This is a genomic window from Streptomyces scabichelini (assembly GCF_011045015.1).
Lineage (GTDB): Bacteria > Actinomycetota > Actinomycetes > Streptomycetales > Streptomycetaceae > Streptomyces > Streptomyces scabichelini.
In genome coordinates this window covers 1-17,088 of sequence record NZ_JAAKZY010000211.1, presented here as the reverse complement: position 1 = coordinate 17,088, position 17,088 = coordinate 1, and the positions used below count along the sequence as shown (strand labels likewise).

The following is a 17,088-nucleotide window of genomic DNA, read 5'->3' as shown; positions in this document are numbered from 1 at the left end:
GGGGTGGGATGCGGTGGGGCGCACGGGCATGACCTCCTGCGGGCTCACTTCGTTGTGGCGCGGGGATGGCTGCCCGGTGAACGTAGGTGGAGTGGTCTAGTCAGGTCAATGCGTCTGCGGCGGATTGGGCTTCGGCGGCTTCATCGAAGGCTTTGGCAAGGGCGTAGGAGTCGGCGGCCTGGAGGTAGTAGGCGCGGGCTTCGGCGGGGTGACCTATGGTGTGGTGGGCAAGAGCCATGTTGTAGAGGGCCTCGCCCGCCCTGTACCAGTCCTCGAACTCCCGGTGGTTGTCCGAGGCATTGCCGAACGCTTCGATGGCCTCCTCGAATCGGTCTACCTTCGCCAGGGCGACGCCTAGGCCGTTCCAGAGCCTGTGTCGGCACCGAATGAGGAACCGCTGGGGGACGGGGAAATGCCGGAACGAGACGACATCACCGTTGGTCAACTGCTCCTCGCCGAGTACCAGACCATCAAGGACGAGCAGAAGGCGCGGATCGGGTTCCGGGACAACCTGCTGTACGTCACCCTCGCGGTCGTCGCCGCCGTCATCGCCGCGGCCGCCCAGGCCAAGCAGGCGTCGATGCTGCTCGCGATGCCGCCGGTGTGTGTCGTTCTCGGGTGGACCTACCTCGTGAACGACGAGAAGATCTCGGCGATCGGGGCCTACGTGCGGGGCGAGTTGAGGCCTCGGCTGGCCCAACTCGCCGGTACTGAAGGCGCCTTCGGCTGGGAGACCGCCCACCGCGGTGACTCCCGAAGGGCCTCCCGCAAAGCCATCCAGTGCGGGATCGATCTGCTCGCCTTCTGCGTCGTGCCGTTGGCGGGGCTCGTTGTGTACTGGGCCGGTGGTCAGGTCACCGGGGGCCTGCTGGCGGTGTCCCTGCTGGAGGCGCTCGCTGTCGCGGGGCTGGGTGCCCAGTTCCTGGTGTACGCCGGGGTGTTCAGCTCTTCTTGACGGTACGCCGATGGCCTTCGGGCGATCCGGGAGCGATCCGGACTGACCGGAGGCCGCCGCCGTGCCAACCGCCCCTCGCCGCCTACCCCTTGATCCACCGGTACTGCAACTCCGGCCTCCCCACCTGCCCGTACTGAGGACTCCGTCCCGCACGCCCCGCGTCCACCAGATGCTCCAGGTATCGCCGGGCGGTGATCCGGGATATCCCCACGGCCTCCGCCACTCCCGCCGCGGTCAGACCCTCCGTGGAGTCCCGCAGGGCCCGGGTCACCCGCTCCAACGTCGGCGCGCTCAATCCCTTGGGCAGTGCCGCCGGTCCCGGTGCGCGCAGGGTCGCCAATGCCCGGTCCACCTCGTCCTGGCCGCTGGCCTCGCCGGCCGCCGCGTGGAACTCCGCGTACCGCACCAGCCGGTCCCGCAGGGTGGCGAAGGTGAAGGGTTTCAGGACGTACTGCACCACGCCCAGCGAGACGCCCTCCCGTACGACCGTGAGATCCCGCGCGGACGTGACCGCGATGACGTCGGCGTGATATCCGGCCGCGCGGAGGGAGCGCGCGAGCTGCAGGCCGTGGACGTCCGGGAGATGGAGGTCGAGGAGCAGCAGATCCACCGGCATCCGGTCCAGCGCCCGCCGGGCCTCCGCCCCGGTGTGCGCCTTGCCCACCGCCGTGAAACCGGGCACCCGCCCCACGTACAGGACATGCGCGTCCGCCGCGACGGGGTCGTCCTCGACGACCAGGACGCGGATGTCCTTGGAGGGCGTGCTCATGCGGTGCCTCCGTGCGGAGTGGGCTGCGGAGCCGGCTCGGCCGTGGCCTCGGGCTCGGCGTGGACCTTAGTCCCCCTGGCCGAAACCTGCCCCTCTGCTGCCTGACCGTCTGCTGCCTGCCCCGCGGCCGACCGCACCGCCGACGGCAACGGCAACCGCACCTCGAACGACGCCCCGCCCCCCGCGGCCTCCGTCACGCTCAGCGTTCCGTCGTGGCGGCTGACGGCCTGCCGTACGAGGGCAAGGCCGAGCCCCCGGCCCCCGGGACCGGACGGCTTCGTCGACCAGCCGCGCTGGAAGACCGCCTCCGCGTGGGCCGGGTCCACGCCGTCCCCGGTGTCGGTGACCCGCAGCACAAGACCCTCGTCGTCCGCGAGCGCGGTGACCGTGACACGGGCGCCGACCGAGCCCTGCGCCGCGTCCACCGCGTTGTCGATCAGGTTGCCCAGTACCGTCACCAGGTCCCGCGCGGGCAGCGAGTCCGGCAGCAGACCGTCGTCGATGCTGCTGTCCTCGGAGACGACCAGCTCGACGCCCCGCTCGTTCGCCTGCGCGGCTTTGCCCAGGAGCAGCGCGGCCAGCACCGGCTCGCTCACCGCCGCCACCACCTGATCCGTCAGCGCCTGGGCCAGCTCCAGTTCGGCCGTGGCGAAGTCGACGGCTTCCTCGGCGCGGCCCAGCTCGATCAGGGAGACCACTGTGTGGAGGCGGTTCGCGGCCTCGTGCGCCTGGGAGCGGAGCGCCTGCGTGAAGCCGCGCTCGGAGTCCAACTCGCCCATCAGGGACTGGAGTTCGGTCACATCGCGCAGGGTCACGACCGTGCCCCGGCGCTCACCGCTCGACACCGGCGACGTGTTCACCACCAGCACCCGCGACGCGGTGAGATGCACTTCGTCCACGCGCGGCTCCGCCGACAGCAGCGCTCCCGTCAGAGGCGCGGGCAGCCCGAACTCCGCCACGGAGCGGCCGACCACGTCGTCATGGACGTCCAGCAGCTCCCGGCCGCCGTCGTTGATCAACGCCACCTTGAACTGCCCGTCCAGCATCAGCAGCCCCTCGCGCACGGCGTGCAGGGCGGCCTGGTGGTAGTCGTGCATCCGGCTGAGCTCGCCCGCGTTCATCCCGTGGGTGGAGCGGCGCAGCCGGGCGTTGATGACGTACGTGCCGAGGCCGCCGAGGGCCAGGGCGCCCGCCGCGACGCCGAGCAGGGCCGTCACCTGGTCCTGGACGCGCTCGCTGATCGCCTCGACCCTTATGCCCGCGCTGACCAGACCGACGATGTGGCCGTTGTCGTAGATCGGCGTGACGGCGCGTACGGACGGGCCGAGAGTGCCCGTGTACAACTCCGTGAAGGTCTGGCCGCGGAGGGCGCGGGCGGTGTGGCCGCGGAAGTGTTTGCCTATCTGCTTCTCGTCGGGGTGGGTCCAGCGGATGCCCCCCGGGTTCATGATCGTGACGAAGTCGACCTCCGCGTGGCGCAGCACCTGGGTCGCGTACGGCTGGAGGGTCTTCGTCGGGTCCTCGGTGCGGATGGCCGCTCGTACGGAAGGGGAGTCCGCCACCGCCACCGCGACGCCCCTGGCCTGACGGCCCGCCGCGTCCTCGGCCTGGCTGCGGTCGCCGATGTACGTGAAGAGGGCGTATCCGGCCACCAGAACGGTGACCAGCACGGCCTGCATGAGGAAGAGCTGGCCCGCGAGGCTGCGAGGCCGGGGGAAACGCATGGAATCAGTCTGCCTCGTTGCTTCCACGTGAACTAAATGAACGGAAGGGTGACCGCCCTCACACGGCAGGGGATAGTCACCGCAACCCCCGGACGTGAGCCGCACGCCGGTGATGCCGACGATGACGTCAAGGAGGCAGCCGTGACGAGTACGTCCAAAACGGCAGCTACCGCACCCGCTGGCAAGCGGGATCGCACCCACTACCTCTACATCGCGGTGATCATCGCGGTGGCCCTCGGAATCACCGTGGGTCTGGTCGCGCCCGACTTCGCTGTAGAGCTGAAGCCGATCGGCACCGGCTTCGTGAACCTGATCAAGATGATGATCTCGCCGATCATCTTCTGCACGATCGTGCTGGGCATCGGCTCGGTACGGAAGGCCGCGAAGGTCGGCGCGGTGGGTGGCATCGCGCTCGGCTACTTCACGGTGATGTCGCTGGTCGCGCTCGGTATCGGCCTGGTCGTCGGCAACATCATCGACCCGGGTACGGGCCTCGCGGTCACCGACGCGGTCAAGGAGACCGGTCAGGCACAGGTCACCGAGGCCAAGAACACCGAGGAGTTCCTGCTCGGCATCATCCCGACCACGATCGTCTCCGCGTTCACCGGCGGTGAGGTCCTGCAGACCCTCCTCGTGGCCCTGCTCGCCGGCTTCGCACTGCAGGCCATGGGTGACGCCGGCCAGCCGATCCTGCGCGGTGTCGAGCACATCCAGCGCCTCGTCTTCCGCATCCTCGCCATGGTGATGTGGGCCGCCCCGATCGGTGCCTTCGGTGCCATCGCCGCGGTCACCGGCTCCGCCGGTATCGACGCGCTGAAGAGCCTCGCCGTGCTGATGCTCGGCTTCTACATCACCTGCTTCCTCTTCGTCTTCATCGTGCTGGCCGCGCTGCTGCGCATCGTGGCGGGCCTGAACATCCTCACGTTCTTCAAGTACCTGGGCCGTGAGTTCCTGCTGATCCTGTCCACCTCCTCCTCCGAGTCCGCGCTGCCGCGGCTCATCGCGAAGATGGAGCACATGGGCGTCAGTAAGCCCGTGGTCGGCATCACCGTCCCGACCGGCTACTCCTTCAACCTCGACGGCACCATGATCTACATGACCATGGCCTCGCTGTTCATCGCCGACGCCATGGGTACGCCGATGTCGATCGGTGAGCAGATTCCGCTGCTCCTCTTCCTCCTCGTCGCCTCGAAGGGCGCGGCCGGAGTCACCGGGGCCGGGCTCGCCACGCTGGCCGGCGGCCTCCAGTCGCACAAGCCCGCGCTGGTCGACGGCGTCGGCCTGATCGTCGGCATCGACCGCTTCATGAGCGAGGCCCGCGCCCTGACGAACTTCGCGGGCAACGCGGTCGCCACGGTGCTGATCGGTACGTGGACGAAGGAGATCGACCGAGCGCGGGTCGACCAGGTGCTCGCGGGGGAGCTGCCGTTCGACGAGAAGACGCTGCTGGACGACGATGCGCCTGCCGACGATGTACCGGCGCAGCGTGAGGGCGGCGAGAAGGAGCTGACGAAGGCGTGACGCTCCGCGGGTAGGGCGGTACGTCGTCTGCGGGTCCGTTGTGGCTGGTCGAGCCCACGCGGCGGAGCCGCAAATCGATACAGCCCCGCGCCCCTTTCGGGGCGCAGCCCCGACGATAAAAACTCCGGGCGGCTGGGTGCATCCCCCGTCGCTCAGCCGCCCGGTTCAGTTGTTCGGCCCGGTCGCCAGCTCGGTGGCCGGGCTTACCTTTTGGTAAGTACCTGACCAAATAGTCGGTACTTGTGCGGAGTTGGGCGCCCGACCAGCATGGTCCGCATGGCAAATGACCTTGAAAACACCCCTGTCGACCTTGAGAAGACCCCTGTCGCCGTCCTTGGCCTGGGCGCCATGGGCCAGGCACTCGCCGCCGCCTTTCTGCGGGCGGGGCACCCCACCACCGTCTGGAACCGTTCCCCCGGAAAGGGCGACGAGTTGGTCGCGCGGGGCGCGGTCCGGGCGGAGAGTGCCGCCGAAGCCGTACGCGCCGCCGAGCTGGTCGTCGTCTGCGTGGTCGACTACGACGCGGCACAGGCCGTACTCGAAGCCGCCGCGGGCGAACTGCCCGGCCGAGTCCTCGTCAACCTGACCTCCGACACCCCGGAACGCTCCCGCGCCACCGCGAGCTGGGCGAACGACCGCGGCATCGACTATCTCGACGGCTCGATCATGGTGCCGATCACGATGATCGGGCAGCCGGAGGCGCTGATCTTCTACAGCGGTCCGCGGGCGGCTTACGACAAGCACGAGACCGCGCTCAAGGCGATGGGCGGGAAAGCCGCGTACCTCGGCGAGGACCAAGGGCTCGCCGCCGTCTACGACCTGGCGCTACTCGACTACTTCTACTCGTCCATCACCGGGCTGGTGCACGCGTTCGCGCTGGCCGGGGCCGACGGGGTGCGTGCCGCCGACCTCGCTCCGTATCTGAACACCATCACCGCGATCCTGCCGCCCATCGCCGCCGGCGCCGCGCGGGACGTCGACGCGGGCAGCTATCCAGGAGAGGACGCCAACCTCGGCATGATGGCGACCGCCGTGGGCCACGTCCTGGAGTGGGCCGAACATCGTGGTCTCGACGTGAGCACCGTCCGCCCGGTCAAGGAGGTCTACGACAAGGCCGTGGCACGCGGGCACGCCGCCGACAGCTGGACGAGCACGATCGAGGTCGTACGAGGCGACTAGCTCCGCTGGAAGTGCGGTTCGATAACTGCGGGTCCGTCGTGGCTGGTCGCGCAGTTCCCCGCGCCCCTTTCGGGGCCGCGCCCCAAGGGGCGCGGCCCCGAAAGGGGCGCGGCCCTCCTCCCCGCCTGAAACCCTTTGACGGGCCGACGCGCCGAGCCTCAGGCTGGAGAGCCATGAGCGCGACCGTTCGGTACGGAGGCGGGTATGGGGGACGAGCCGGAGACCATGGGCACGGACGACGGTGCGGCGGCGCTGTCGATGGACGAAATCAGCGACCTCTTCTACGAGTTCCTCCGAGCGGTCGCGCGGCCGAAGCGCAAGGCGGACGGTCGTGACCTCACCGAGCGGCTCCGCGCGCATCTGGGGACCGCGCCCCGGGACCAGCCGGTGGTCAAGGCCGCGTATCCCCCGTACGACCTGCCCAACGTCCATCTCGCCCTGGAGCGCTGGTTCGCCGCCGAGGGGCGGACGCACGAGCTGATCGGGATGACCGGCGCGGAGAGCCGCGGCGACCTCACGCTGGGCGAGATCCTCGAATCGGCGAGCCTCTACGACCGGTTCGTGCTCGGTGCCGTCGACTACGCGCAGATGCCGGTCTCGCCGGACGACGAACTCGCCTGCGTCTCCTTCGGGTTCTACCTCGGGCAGGAGAGGGAGAAGCGGTTCGCGCTGTTGCTGCGCGGACCGGCGGACGAGTACGGGCGCAACAAGGTCGAGCTCGAAGTGCTCGCCCAGGACAAGGAGTTCGCGGACCGGCTGCTCGCCGACATCGACGCGCTGATGCGCGAGCACAACATCTTCCGCGGGCAGATCCTCTCCTTCGAGGGCTCGGAGTTCGACGAGGGCCTCGGTCCGTTCCGCTTCCACCGCCGGCCCGCTCTGACGCGCGAGGAGATCGTGCTGCCGGCGGGACTGCTGGAGCGGGTGGAGCGGCAGGTCGTCGGGGTGGCCCGGCGCCGCGAGCGGCTGCGCGCTGCGGGCCAGCATCTGCGCCGTGGGCTGCTGCTGTACGGCCCGCCCGGCACCGGCAAGACCCACACCATCCGCTACCTGCTCTCCCACCTCCAGGAGTTCACGGTCGTCGTCCTCTCCGGCACGAGCATGGGCGCGATCGGCCCCGCGTGCCGGCTCGCCCGCATGCTCCAGCCCGCACTCGTGATCCTCGAGGACGTCGACCTGGTCGCCGAGGCCCGAGATTACGACGGAGACGCCCAGCCCCTGCTCTTCCAGGTGCTGAACGAGATGGACGGCCTCGGCGACGACGCCGACGTGGCCTTCCTCCTCACCACCAACCGCGCCGACCTCCTCGAACCCGCCCTCGTCCAGCGTCCAGGCCGCGTCGACCTCGCCGTCGAGATCCCCCTCCCGGACGCCGACGGCCGCGCCCGGCTCCTCGACCTGTACGGAGCCGGCCTCGACCTCGGCAAGGACATCGCCGAGGAGATCGTCACCCGCACCGAGGGCACCACCGCCTCCTTCACCAAGGAGCTCATACGCCGGGCCGTACTGATCTCCGCGGAACGCGAGGCGGACCACACGGAGACGGACGACCTCCGGGCGGCGGTCGACGAACTCCTCTCCGACCACGACCGCCTGACCCGCCGCCTTCTGGGGGTAAAGCCCTCCGACGACGAGGCCGACGAGGACTGGCTGATCGAGGAGGAGGACGACTGACAGGCCCCGATAGGGGCGCGGGGAACTGCGCGACCAGCCACAACGAACCCGCACCTTCGAACCGCCCCCCCAGCGGAGCGCCACCGTTTGCCTTGACGTCGGCGTCAAGGATTACCGTCGCGGTATGCGAATCGGCGAGTTGGCGGCGCGGGCCGGGACCACGACGCGCGCCCTGAGGTATTACGAGTCGCGGGGGCTGTTGCCCGCGCGACGCGGGGCCAATGGGTACCGCACGTACGGCGAGGACGATCTGCGGCTGCTCAGGCAGATCAGGACGTTGCAGGACTTCGGGTTCGAGCTGGAGGAGACGCGGCCGTTCGTGGAGTGTCTGCGGGCCGGGCACCCGGAGGGCGACTCGTGTCCGGCGTCGCTGGCGGTGTACCGGCGCAAGCTCGGTGAACTGGACGCGCTGATCGGCGAGTTGCAGGCCGTGCGGGCGCAGGTCGGTGCGCAGTTGGAGAAGGCCGAGCAGGCGCGCGACGAGCTGGCGGCCGGGGCGGAGGTTCCGGGCGGCCCGGAACCCGTATGCGAGCTGGGAGGGCGGACGCGGTGATCAAGGCGGCAGGCGTGGCGGAAGTGACGGACGCGGACTTCGAGGCGGAGGTGATCAGGGCGGAGCTGCCCGTGCTGGTGGAGTTCACGGCCGACTGGTGTCCGCCGTGCCGGCAGATCGCGCCGGTACTGAGCGCCGTCGCCGCCGAGGAGGGCGACCGGCTCAAGGTGGTCCAGCTGGACGTGGACACGAATCCGGGAACCACGAACGCGTACGGAGTGCTGTCGATGCCCACGCTCATGGTGTTCCGTGCCGGCGAGCCGGTGAAGTCCATGGTGGGAGCCAGGTCGAAGCGGCGGCTGCTGGAGGAGCTGTCCGACGTCCTCTGACGCCGCAGAACGACAGGGGCGGGCAACGAGAAATCCCCCGAGCAATTGCGCTCGGGGGATTGCTTTGCGTATATTCAATGGTTCGCGACTTCAATGCAATTAGGTCGCGGAAGACGTTGAGTAAGCACAGTATATCCGGCCGGGAGTGGAATTGTCAAACACCGATTTTCCGGACGATGAATTCCGCCGCGAGCAGGAATTCATCGACGGGTTGTATGCGCGCGTCGACGCCCTGCGCGGCGGCACCGAGGCCTCCGTGGCGGACGCGCTCGCGCAGGGCCATACGCCGCAGCAGGCCCGCCTGGAGCGGGACATCCTGGTCGCGGAGCGGTCGGGGCTGCTCGCCGCGCTGAACGCGGTGGACGGTTCCCTCTGCTTCGGCCGAATCGACCTCACCACCGGAACGACGCACCACATCGGCCGGATCGGAATCCGCGCCGACGACACCGAACACACGCCGATCCTGATCGACTGGCGGGCCCCGGTCGCCCGCCCCTTCTACCTCGCCACCGGCCACACCCCGATGGGTCTGCGCCGCCGTCGGCACATCACCACAGAGGGGCGTGCTGTCACCGCCCTGCACGACGAGATCCTCGACCTGGGGGACGAGGAGCGCACCGGGCACGAGGGCCATGCCGGCGACGACGTCCTGCTCGCCGCCCTCAACTCGGCGCGCACCGGCCGCATGAGCGACATCGTGCAGACCATCCAGGCCGCGCAGGACCGCATCATCCGCGCCCCGCACCGCGGTGTACTGGTGGTGGAGGGCGGACCCGGCACCGGCAAGACGGCCGTGGCGCTGCACCGCGCCGCGTATCTCCTGTACGAACACCGGGAGCTGCTCGCCAGGCGGGCCGTCCTGATCGTCGGCCCGAACCCGGCGTTCCTCGGCTACATCGGCGAGGTCCTGCCCTCGCTCGGCGAGACCGGTGTGCTGCTCTCGACCGTCGGTGAGCTGTACCCCGGTGTGAAGGCCACGGCGACCGACACCCCCGAGGCCGCCGCCGTGAAGGGCCGCGCCGACATGGCCGACGTCCTCGCCGCCGTCGTACGCGACCGCGAGGCCCTGCCCGACCCGGTGATCGCCATCGAGCACGACCGGGACATCCTGATGCTCGACGACGATCTCGTACGCGTCGCGCGCGAGCGCACCCGTGAGACGAAGCTGCCGCACAACGCCGCCCGGGAGCACTTCGAGGGCCACATCCTCAACATCCTCACCGACATGGTCGCCGAGCGGATCGGCACGGACCCGTACGACGGCTCGAACCTGCTCGACGCCAGCGACATCACGCAGATCCGTGACGAGCTGGACGAGAACCCCGAAGTCTGGTCGGCCATCGACCAGTTGTGGCCGCGGGTCACCCCGCAGCGACTTGTGGCCGACTTCCTCGCCGAGCCCGACGGATACCTCTCGGAGGCGGACGCGGACGCGATCCGCCGTACGGTGACGCGTGCCTGGACCACCGCGGACGTCCCCCTCCTCGACGAGGCCGCCGAACTCCTCGGCGAGGACGACCGGATGGCCAGGGCGGCGGCGGAGAAGGAACGCAGCGATCAGATCGCGTACGCGCAGACCGTGCTCGACATCTCGTACGCCTCACGGACGTATGAGTTCGAGGACAAGGAGGACGGCGACTCCGAGGCCTCCGAGGTCCTGTCCGCGCACGACATCATCGACGCCGAGCGGATGGCCGAGCGCCACGAGGAGGACGACCACCGCAGCGCCGCCGAGCGCGCCGCGGCCGACCGCACCTGGGCGTTCGGGCACATCATCGTCGACGAGGCGCAGGAGCTGTCGCCGATGGCGTGGCGGCTGCTGATGCGGCGCAGCCCCACGCGGTCGATGACGCTCGTCGGCGATCCCGCGCAGACGGCCGACGCCGCGGGCGTCGGCTCCTGGTCGGACATCCTTGACCCCTACGTGGAGGACCGCTGGGAGCACACCCGTCTCGCTGTCAACTACCGCACACCGTCCGAGATCATGGACGTCGCGGCGGCCGTGGTGCGCGCCGAGCACCCCGGTTTCCAGCCGCCGAGTTCGGTGCGGTCGACAGGCGTACGGCCCTGGGCGCGGGTCACGGACGACCTGCCGGGTGCCGTGGCGAAGGCGGCCGCGGAACTGACCCCCACCGAGGGGCGGTTGGCGGTGATCGCGCCGCGCGACCTGCACCGGGCGCTGGCCGGGCGCCTCGACGGCGTCACGGCGGGCGAGGAACCCGACCTGACCCGGACGGTGGTCCTCCTCGATCCTCGCCAGTCCAAGGGCCTGGAGTTCGACGCGGTGCTGGTGGTCGAGCCGTCCCGCTACGGCACCAGTGACCTCTACGTCGCGCTGACCCGGGCGACGCAGGCGCTGGGCATCGTGCACACGGGGGAGCTGCCGGAGGCGCTGGCCGCGGCGTTCTGAACGGAACGGCGCGGCCAGCTTTTACGGGGGTATCGCCGCATCCTCCGCGGACATCACCGGACATCACCGAGTCGTAACAGTTCACGTCATGGTCACAGCTTGTGCATGCGTGGTGCTGTAAGCGTGTTCGCATGGAACCTCAACCGTTCGCCGAGGCTCCGGCCGACGCGCTCCCACTCGAGTCGTTGCGCGTCGAGCCGTTGCTGACGTCGGCTTTCGACACCGACCCGGCCGGTGTGTACGCGCAGCTGCGGCGTACGTACGGGCCGGTGGCGCCGGTCGGGCTGATGGGCGTACCGGTATGGCTGGTTCTCGACTACCGCGAAGTCCTGGAGGTGCTGCGCAACGAGAGTGTGTGGCGGCGGGACATCCGGTACTGGAGGGCGCGGGCGGAGGGGCGGCTGCCGCAGGACTGGCCGTTGCTCGCGGGGTACGAGGTCCGGCAGACGATGTTCATGGACGGCGAGGAGCATCTGGCCGCCCGGCAGACCTACCACTCCGCCCTCGGCCCGTTCCAGGACGCGCGCACCCCGCAGGGGTGGGAGCTGCGTTCGGCCGTCGTGGCGTACGCGGACGAGCTCGTCGCCATGCTGGCGGCGGAGTCCGGTTCCGCCGGGTTCATGGACCTGGCCGCGCAGTACACGAGACCGTTGCTGCTGATGATCACCACTCGGCTGTTCGGCTGTCCCGTCGAACTCGGCGACGAGATGGTCATGGACCTGTGGCGGATGCTCGACGGCGGGCTCGACGCGGGGCCCGCCACCGGGCGGGCGCTCGCGGCCATGACCCGGCTGGCAGCCCACCGGCGGGCCGTGCCCGGCGACGACCTCACCTCGTACATGCTCCTGGCCGATCCGTCGCTCTCCGACGAACAGCTCGGCCGTGAGCTGTTCATGAACGCCGTCTACCTCAACGACATCACCGGCAACATGGTCTGCAACACCCTGCTGGAGGTGCTGCGGGGCAACGCCACGGTTCGGCGGAGTCTGTCGGCCGGGCTGATCGGCGAGACGATCAACCGGGCCGCGCTGGCCAACTCGCCGGTGGCCAACATGTGCTTCCGCTTCGCGGCGCGTGATGTGCGGCTGGGCAACTTCTGGGTGCGGGCCGGTGACGTGGTCTCGCCGTCCGCCGCGGCGGCCCACCACGATCTGATGGCGATCGGGTCCCACATCGTCGACTCCACGGTGAGTACGCGGGCGCATCTGGGCTGGGGTGCGGGGCCGCACCAGTGTCCCAGCGCTGCCCGCGAACTGGCCGGCGCCGTCGTGTCCACGGCCGTGGGCCGCATCTTCGACCACTTCGCCAAGGTCGAACTCACGCTCCCGCCCGACCAGTTGCCTTGGCGCTCGGGCCCCGTCGTACGAGGCCTGCGCCTCCTCCCGGTCCGCTACGAACTCAGCGACAGCCGTCCGGCCCACGCCGCCCCGCCCCCTGGCCACACGGCCGCGAACGGAACTCCGCAGTCCGACACCTCGCGGTCGTCGGCGCACCACGCCAGGGGCCTGCTGTCGGCCCTGCGCCACCTGATGTTCGGCACGCGCAAGGGGGGTTGAGGGGGGTGAGTTCGCCCCCGCCGCCCCTACCCGTTCCCGTCCACTCTCCTGGGGCTTCGCCCCAGACCCCACGGGGCTGCGCCCCTGGACCCCCTCGGGGCTCCGCCCCGGACCCCCGGTCCTCAAACGCCGGACGGGCTGAATTTCCCCGGACGGGCTGAATTTCCCCCGGGCGGGCTGATTTCAGCCCGTCCGGCGTTTGAGGACGAGGCCGCCAGGCCGATCAGCGGGGGTCTGGGGGCGCAGCCCCCAGCGGGGTCCAGGGGCGGAGCCCCTTGGTATGGGACGGGTAAGGGCGGCGGGGGCGAACCCCCCTGCGCTACGCCGGCCGCAGCCACACCGTCGCCAGCGGTGGCAGTGTCAACCGGATGCTGGCAGGGCGGCCGTGCCAGCCCTGGGCGTCCGGCTTGATGGGGTCGGGGTTGGCGACGTCGCTGCCGCCGTAGCGGGCGGAGTCGGTGTTCAACGCCTCGTGCCAGGCGGGGACGTCGTCCGGGACACCCAACCGGTACTCGTGCCGGACCACCGGCGAGAAGTGGGACACCGCCAGCAGCGGAGCACCCGCCGAGTCGAAGCGCAGGAACGCGAACACGTTGTCCTCGGCCGCATCCCCCGTGACCCAGGCGAACCCGGAGGGATCCGTGTCGAGCTCCCAGAGCGCCGGAGTCTGCCGGTACACGGAGTTCAGCCCGCCGACGAGGTCACGTACGCCGCGATGGTCCGCCTCCGCACCGTACGCCGGGTCCAGCAGCCACCAGTCCGGCCCGTGGCTCTCCGACCACTCCGCGCCCTGCGCGAACTCCTGGCCCATGAAGAGGAGTTGCTTACCCGGGTGGGCCCACATGAAGCCCAGGTACGCGCGCTGGTTGGCGCGCTGCTGCCACCAGTCGCCCGGCATCTTCGACACCAACGACCGCTTGCCGTGGACGACTTCGTCGTGCGAGATCGGCAGGACGTAGTTCTCGCTGTACGCGTACACCATCGAGAACGTCATCTCGTTGTGGTGGTACTTCCGGTGTACGGGCTCCTTCGAGACATAGCCGAGCGAGTCGTGCATCCAGCCCATGTTCCACTTCAGGCCGAAGCCGAGACCACCGAAGCCGCCGGGCCCGATGTCGTGGGTGGCGCGCGTGACACCGTCCCAGGCCGTCGACTCCTCGGCGATCGTCACGACGCCGGGCTCACGCCGGTACACCGTCGCGTTCATCTCCTGGAGGAACGCCACCGCGTCCAGGTTCTCCCGGCCCCCGTGCACGTTCGGCGTCCACTGCCCCGGCTCGCGCGAGTAGTCGAGGTACAGCATCGAGGCGACGGCATCGACCCGTAGTCCGTCGATGTGGAACTCCTCGCACCAGTACACGGCGTTGGCGACCAGGAAGTTGCGTACCTCGCGGCGGCCGTAGTCGAACTCGAGGGTGCCCCAGTCGGGATGCGCGGCCCGGAGAGGGTCCTCGTGCTCGTACAGCGGCCGGCCGTCGAACTCGGCCAGCGCCCAGTCGTCGCGCGGGAAGTGCGCGGGCACCCAGTCCATGATCACGCCGATGCCGGCCTGGTGGAGGGAGTCGACGAGGTACTTGAAGTCGTCGGGGGTGCCGAGCCGGGCCGTGGGTGCGTAGAAGCCGGTCACCTGGTAGCCCCAGGAGCCGCCGAAGGGGTGCTCGGCGACCGGCATCAGCTCCACATGCGTGAAGCCCAAATCGGAGACGTAGCGGGGGAGTTGATCGGCCAGCTGACGATACGTCAGCCCTGGACGCCAGGAAGCGAGATGGACCTCGTACACGGACATCGGCGACTCATGGGCCGGCCGGTCGGCCCGGCGGGACATCCACTCCCCGTCCTGCCACTCGTGGTACGAGGCGGTCACGACGGAGGACGTCTTGGGCGGAACCTCGGTACGCCGGGCCATCGGATCGGCACGCATCGTCTTGGAGCCGTCGGGCCGCGTGATCTCGAACTTGTAGAGCTCGCCCTCGCCGAGCCCCGGCACGAACAGCTCCCACACCCCGGAGGAGCCCAGCGACCGCATCGGATAGGCCGTGCCGTCAAAGAAATTGAACGTCCCGGCCAGGCGCACCCCGCGCGCGTTCGGCGCCCAGACCGTGAAGCGGGTCCCGGTCACGCCCTGGTGCTCCATCGGCTCGGCACCGAGCGCCTTCCACAGCTGCTCATGGCGCCCCTCGCCGAACAGATGCAGATCGAGGTCGCCGATGGCGGGCAGGAAGCGGTAGGCGTCCTCGACGTCCTGGACGGTCCCGTCGTACTCCACCAGCAGCCGGTACGCCGGCACCTCCCGCAGCGGCAGCACCGCCGAGAAGAACCCGTCCCCGTCGTCGTGCAGCTCGGCCCGCAGCTCGTCCGCGACGACGGTCACGGACTGCGCGTACGGCCGCAGCGTCCGGAAGACCACACCACCCGGCACCGGATGTGCCCCGAGCACGGAGTGCGGATCATGATGCGCGCCGCCGAGCAGTCGCTCCCGGTCACCGCGATCGAGTACGGCCAGGGGGCGCACCTCTCCACCGGGATCCACCGCGGCCTCCGCCTCGGACCGTGCGTCCCCACCGGGCTTCGTCGGAGCTTCCGCGGCCCGTACGTCTTCCTCCGGCCGGGATTCCGGAGTATCCGCTGGCTTGGGTACTTTCTTCATGGCCTTGGCCTTCGCGCTCTTCGGCTTGTCGGCGGCTGGGTTCGGGCGGGGTGTCACAGGTGGGGTCTCCTCGGCGGGGTGAGGTGGGGCGGATCAGGATGCCGCGGCGCCGCCGGCCAGGCGGTGGACCGCGGCCAGCGGTACGGGCAGCCAGTCGGGCCGGTGCCGGGCCTCGTACACGACTTCGTAGATCGCCTTGTCCGTCTCGTACGCCCGCAGCAGCACAGGCTCGGAGCGCGGGTCACGGCCGCTGACCTCGGCGTATCCGGTGCAGTACGCGGCCCGGCAGACATCGGCCCAGTCGGCCACGAGCGGCTGGCCGGAGTGCGCCGCGTAGTCGAAGGAGCGGAGCATGCCCGCGACGTCCCGCGCGGTCGGCTGCGGCAGCCGGCGCTCGGCGAGCGGCTTCGACGGCTCGCCCTCGAAGTCGATCAGCGACCAGTCTCCGGCCGGGTCCCGCAGACACTGCCCGAGATGCAGATCGCCGTGTATCCGCTGGGCGGTCCAGGTCTCGCCCTCCGCCGCCAGCTCGGCGAGCGCGTCGAACGCGGACCGCAGACCGGGCGCGTACGGACGCAACGCGGGCACCGCCTGGACGGCCGCCTCGAGCCGCTCGATCATGCCGTCGACGAGCATGTCCATCTGCGTGTGGCCCAGCGTGACCGTGGGCAGCGCCCGGGACAGCGCCGTGTGCACCTCGGCGGTGGCCCGCCCGAGCGCCCGCGCCTCACCGCTGAAGTCCTCACCCTTGGCGAGCTCGCGCAGCGCCAGGTCCCAGCCGTCCGTGGCTCCCGGCACAAAGCGCTGCAGCACACCCAGTACGTACGTCTCAGCGTCCAGGTCCGCGACCATCCAGCCGGCCGGCGCGGGCACCCGCGGGCAGTCCTCGCGGGCCAGCGCCAGCGGCAGCTCCAGATCGGGGTTGATCCCCGGCAGGATCCGGCGCAACAGCTTCAGGATGAACGTATCTCCATAGACGATGGACGAATTCGACTGCTCGGCCGTCACCACCCGTGGCACAAGATCGTCCTGAAGTTCCTGCCGTGTGTCGCGCTCGAAGCGCAGCCCGCCGACCTGCGTCCTCGTCCGCAGTGCCTCCAGGAGCAGGTCGGCGGCGCGCGGGTCGTGCAGCGCCTCGTACACGGTCCGCCCGGCCAGCGGCCCTTCTTCCGGGTGGCCGATCAGCGCGGGCGCCAGGTGCGGCGGGAGCGTCTCGCGCACACCGATCAGGAGCTGGTAGCAGTCGCCGGGATGCGGGAGGGCACCATGCGTGGGCGCGAGCGGCTGATGGGCCCGTACGAGCAGATGCAGCAGCCCCAGCTTGGCGTTCCACGGCAGCAGCTCGACCGCCGCGACCTGGGAGAACCCGGTCACGGGCCGCCCCTTGCCCGCGAACCACCGCTGCCTCGGCAGCCACTCACGCAACAGCGGATCGAGGGACGCGAGGAGGCCCGGGCTCGTGACGGCGGGGCGGATGACGGCTTCCGACATGGCGTCGCGTCCTTTCCCCGGTGGGCGGGGTGTTACTGATGCGTGCCCAGGGTGGGGCGAGGAAAACCGCCCCCGCCGCCGTTTTTGTGCAGCTCCTCGCGCCCCTCAAGGGGTGCGAGGAGCTGCGCGAGCGGAGCGCTCACGCGACGTCTTTGCGCAGTCGGAACCAGTAGAAGCCGTGGCCGGCGAGGGTGAGGAGGTAGGGCAGGTCGCCGATGGCGGGGAAGCGGACGCCGCCGATGAGTTCGACGGGGTGGCGGCCGTTGAAGGTCTGCAGGTC

Annotated in this window: 14 protein-coding genes; 8 read left to right on the top strand and 6 right to left on the bottom strand. The window is 70.2% G+C overall.

Annotated features, from left to right (window positions below; translation table 11 throughout):
- Window positions 1-100: 100 nt before the first annotated feature.
- Complete coding sequence (locus G5C60_RS40900; RefSeq protein ID WP_241267438.1) at window positions 101-445, bottom strand: tetratricopeptide repeat protein; 345 nt, start codon at window positions 443-445, stop codon at window positions 101-103.
- Between G5C60_RS40900 and G5C60_RS40895 the strand changes: the two genes are divergently transcribed.
- On the top strand, window positions 413-955 hold the full coding sequence (locus G5C60_RS40895) for a hypothetical protein (RefSeq protein ID WP_165267542.1): 543 nt from the start codon (window positions 413-415) through the stop codon (window positions 953-955). The two genes, G5C60_RS40900 and G5C60_RS40895, sit on opposite strands and share 33 nt — an antisense overlap.
- Before the next feature lie 82 nt (window positions 956-1,037).
- On the opposite strand, the gene G5C60_RS40890 is transcribed toward G5C60_RS40895, so the two are convergent.
- Window positions 1,038-1,724, bottom strand: a complete 687-nt coding sequence (locus G5C60_RS40890) for a response regulator (RefSeq protein WP_165267540.1) — start codon at window positions 1,722-1,724, stop codon at window positions 1,038-1,040.
- Complete coding sequence (locus G5C60_RS40885) at window positions 1,721-3,448, bottom strand: sensor histidine kinase (RefSeq protein ID WP_165267538.1); 1,728 nt, start codon at window positions 3,446-3,448, stop codon at window positions 1,721-1,723. The genes G5C60_RS40890 and G5C60_RS40885 overlap by 4 nt, the downstream gene beginning before the upstream one ends.
- Window positions 3,449-3,589: 141 nt before the next feature.
- Between G5C60_RS40885 and G5C60_RS40880 the strand changes: the two genes are divergently transcribed.
- The 7 genes from G5C60_RS40880 (at window position 3,590) to G5C60_RS40850 (ending at window position 12,670) form a co-directional block, all read left to right on the top strand.
- The gene (locus tag G5C60_RS40880; RefSeq protein ID WP_165267536.1) at window positions 3,590-4,969 is read left to right on the top strand and encodes a cation:dicarboxylate symporter family transporter; all 1,380 of its coding nucleotides are present in this window, start codon (window positions 3,590-3,592) and stop codon (window positions 4,967-4,969) included.
- A 276-nt stretch (window positions 4,970-5,245) separates the two neighbouring features.
- Complete coding sequence (locus tag G5C60_RS40875; protein ID WP_165267534.1) at window positions 5,246-6,148, top strand: NAD(P)-dependent oxidoreductase; 903 nt, start codon at window positions 5,246-5,248, stop codon at window positions 6,146-6,148.
- Between the two features lie 204 nt (window positions 6,149-6,352).
- Complete coding sequence (locus tag G5C60_RS40870; RefSeq protein WP_165267532.1) at window positions 6,353-7,822, top strand: AAA family ATPase; 1,470 nt, start codon at window positions 6,353-6,355, stop codon at window positions 7,820-7,822.
- Between the two features lie 124 nt (window positions 7,823-7,946).
- Window positions 7,947-8,375, top strand: coding sequence for a MerR family transcriptional regulator (locus tag G5C60_RS40865; RefSeq protein ID WP_165267530.1), 429 nt, complete (start codon window positions 7,947-7,949; stop codon window positions 8,373-8,375).
- The gene (gene trxA / locus G5C60_RS40860; protein WP_165267528.1) at window positions 8,348-8,704 is read left to right on the top strand and encodes a thioredoxin; all 357 of its coding nucleotides are present in this window, start codon (window positions 8,348-8,350) and stop codon (window positions 8,702-8,704) included. Before G5C60_RS40865 ends, trxA begins: the two co-directional genes overlap by 28 nt.
- Window positions 8,705-8,855: 151 nt before the next feature.
- Window positions 8,856-11,114 (top strand): HelD family protein, encoded by a 2,259-nt coding sequence (locus G5C60_RS40855; RefSeq protein ID WP_206440604.1) that lies wholly within the window; start codon window positions 8,856-8,858, stop codon window positions 11,112-11,114.
- A gap of 131 nt (window positions 11,115-11,245) precedes the next feature.
- Entirely contained in the window at window positions 11,246-12,670 is a 1,425-nt protein-coding gene (locus G5C60_RS40850; protein WP_165267526.1) for a cytochrome P450, read from the top strand.
- Between the two features lie 319 nt (window positions 12,671-12,989).
- Here the strand turns inward: G5C60_RS40850 and glgB are convergent, their stop codons facing one another.
- The 3 genes from glgB to G5C60_RS40835 form a co-directional block, all read right to left on the bottom strand.
- Window positions 12,990-15,317, bottom strand: coding sequence for a 1,4-alpha-glucan branching enzyme (gene glgB / locus G5C60_RS40845; RefSeq protein WP_165267544.1), 2,328 nt, complete (start codon window positions 15,315-15,317; stop codon window positions 12,990-12,992).
- A 93-nt stretch (window positions 15,318-15,410) separates the two neighbouring features.
- Window positions 15,411-16,808, bottom strand: a complete 1,398-nt coding sequence (locus G5C60_RS40840) for a maltokinase N-terminal cap-like domain-containing protein (protein ID WP_165267524.1) — start codon at window positions 16,806-16,808, stop codon at window positions 15,411-15,413.
- Between the two features lie 139 nt (window positions 16,809-16,947).
- Window positions 16,948-17,088: alpha-glucosidase C-terminal domain-containing protein (locus G5C60_RS40835; protein WP_206440605.1), on the bottom strand; the 141-nt coding region annotated here is incomplete at its 5' end.

Coding starts and splice junctions, on each gene's coding strand:
- G5C60_RS40895 (WP_165267542.1), top strand. CDS start 413: ATGCCGGAACGAGACGACATCACCGTTGGTCAACTGCTCCTCGCCGAG.
- G5C60_RS40890 (WP_165267540.1), bottom strand. CDS start 1,724: ATGAGCACGCCCTCCAAGGACATCCGCGTCCTGGTCGTCGAGGACGAC.
- G5C60_RS40885 (WP_165267538.1), bottom strand. CDS start 3,448: ATGCGTTTCCCCCGGCCTCGCAGCCTCGCGGGCCAGCTCTTCCTCATG.
- G5C60_RS40875 (WP_165267534.1), top strand. CDS start 5,246: ATGGCAAATGACCTTGAAAACACCCCTGTCGACCTTGAGAAGACCCCT.
- G5C60_RS40870 (WP_165267532.1), top strand. CDS start 6,353: ATGGGGGACGAGCCGGAGACCATGGGCACGGACGACGGTGCGGCGGCG.
- G5C60_RS40865 (WP_165267530.1), top strand. CDS start 7,947: ATGCGAATCGGCGAGTTGGCGGCGCGGGCCGGGACCACGACGCGCGCC.
- trxA (WP_165267528.1), top strand. CDS start 8,348: ATGCGAGCTGGGAGGGCGGACGCGGTGATCAAGGCGGCAGGCGTGGCG.
- G5C60_RS40850 (WP_165267526.1), top strand. CDS start 11,246: ATGGAACCTCAACCGTTCGCCGAGGCTCCGGCCGACGCGCTCCCACTC.
- glgB (WP_165267544.1), bottom strand. CDS start 15,317: ATGAAGAAAGTACCCAAGCCAGCGGATACTCCGGAATCCCGGCCGGAG.
- G5C60_RS40840 (WP_165267524.1), bottom strand. CDS start 16,808: ATGTCGGAAGCCGTCATCCGCCCCGCCGTCACGAGCCCGGGCCTCCTC.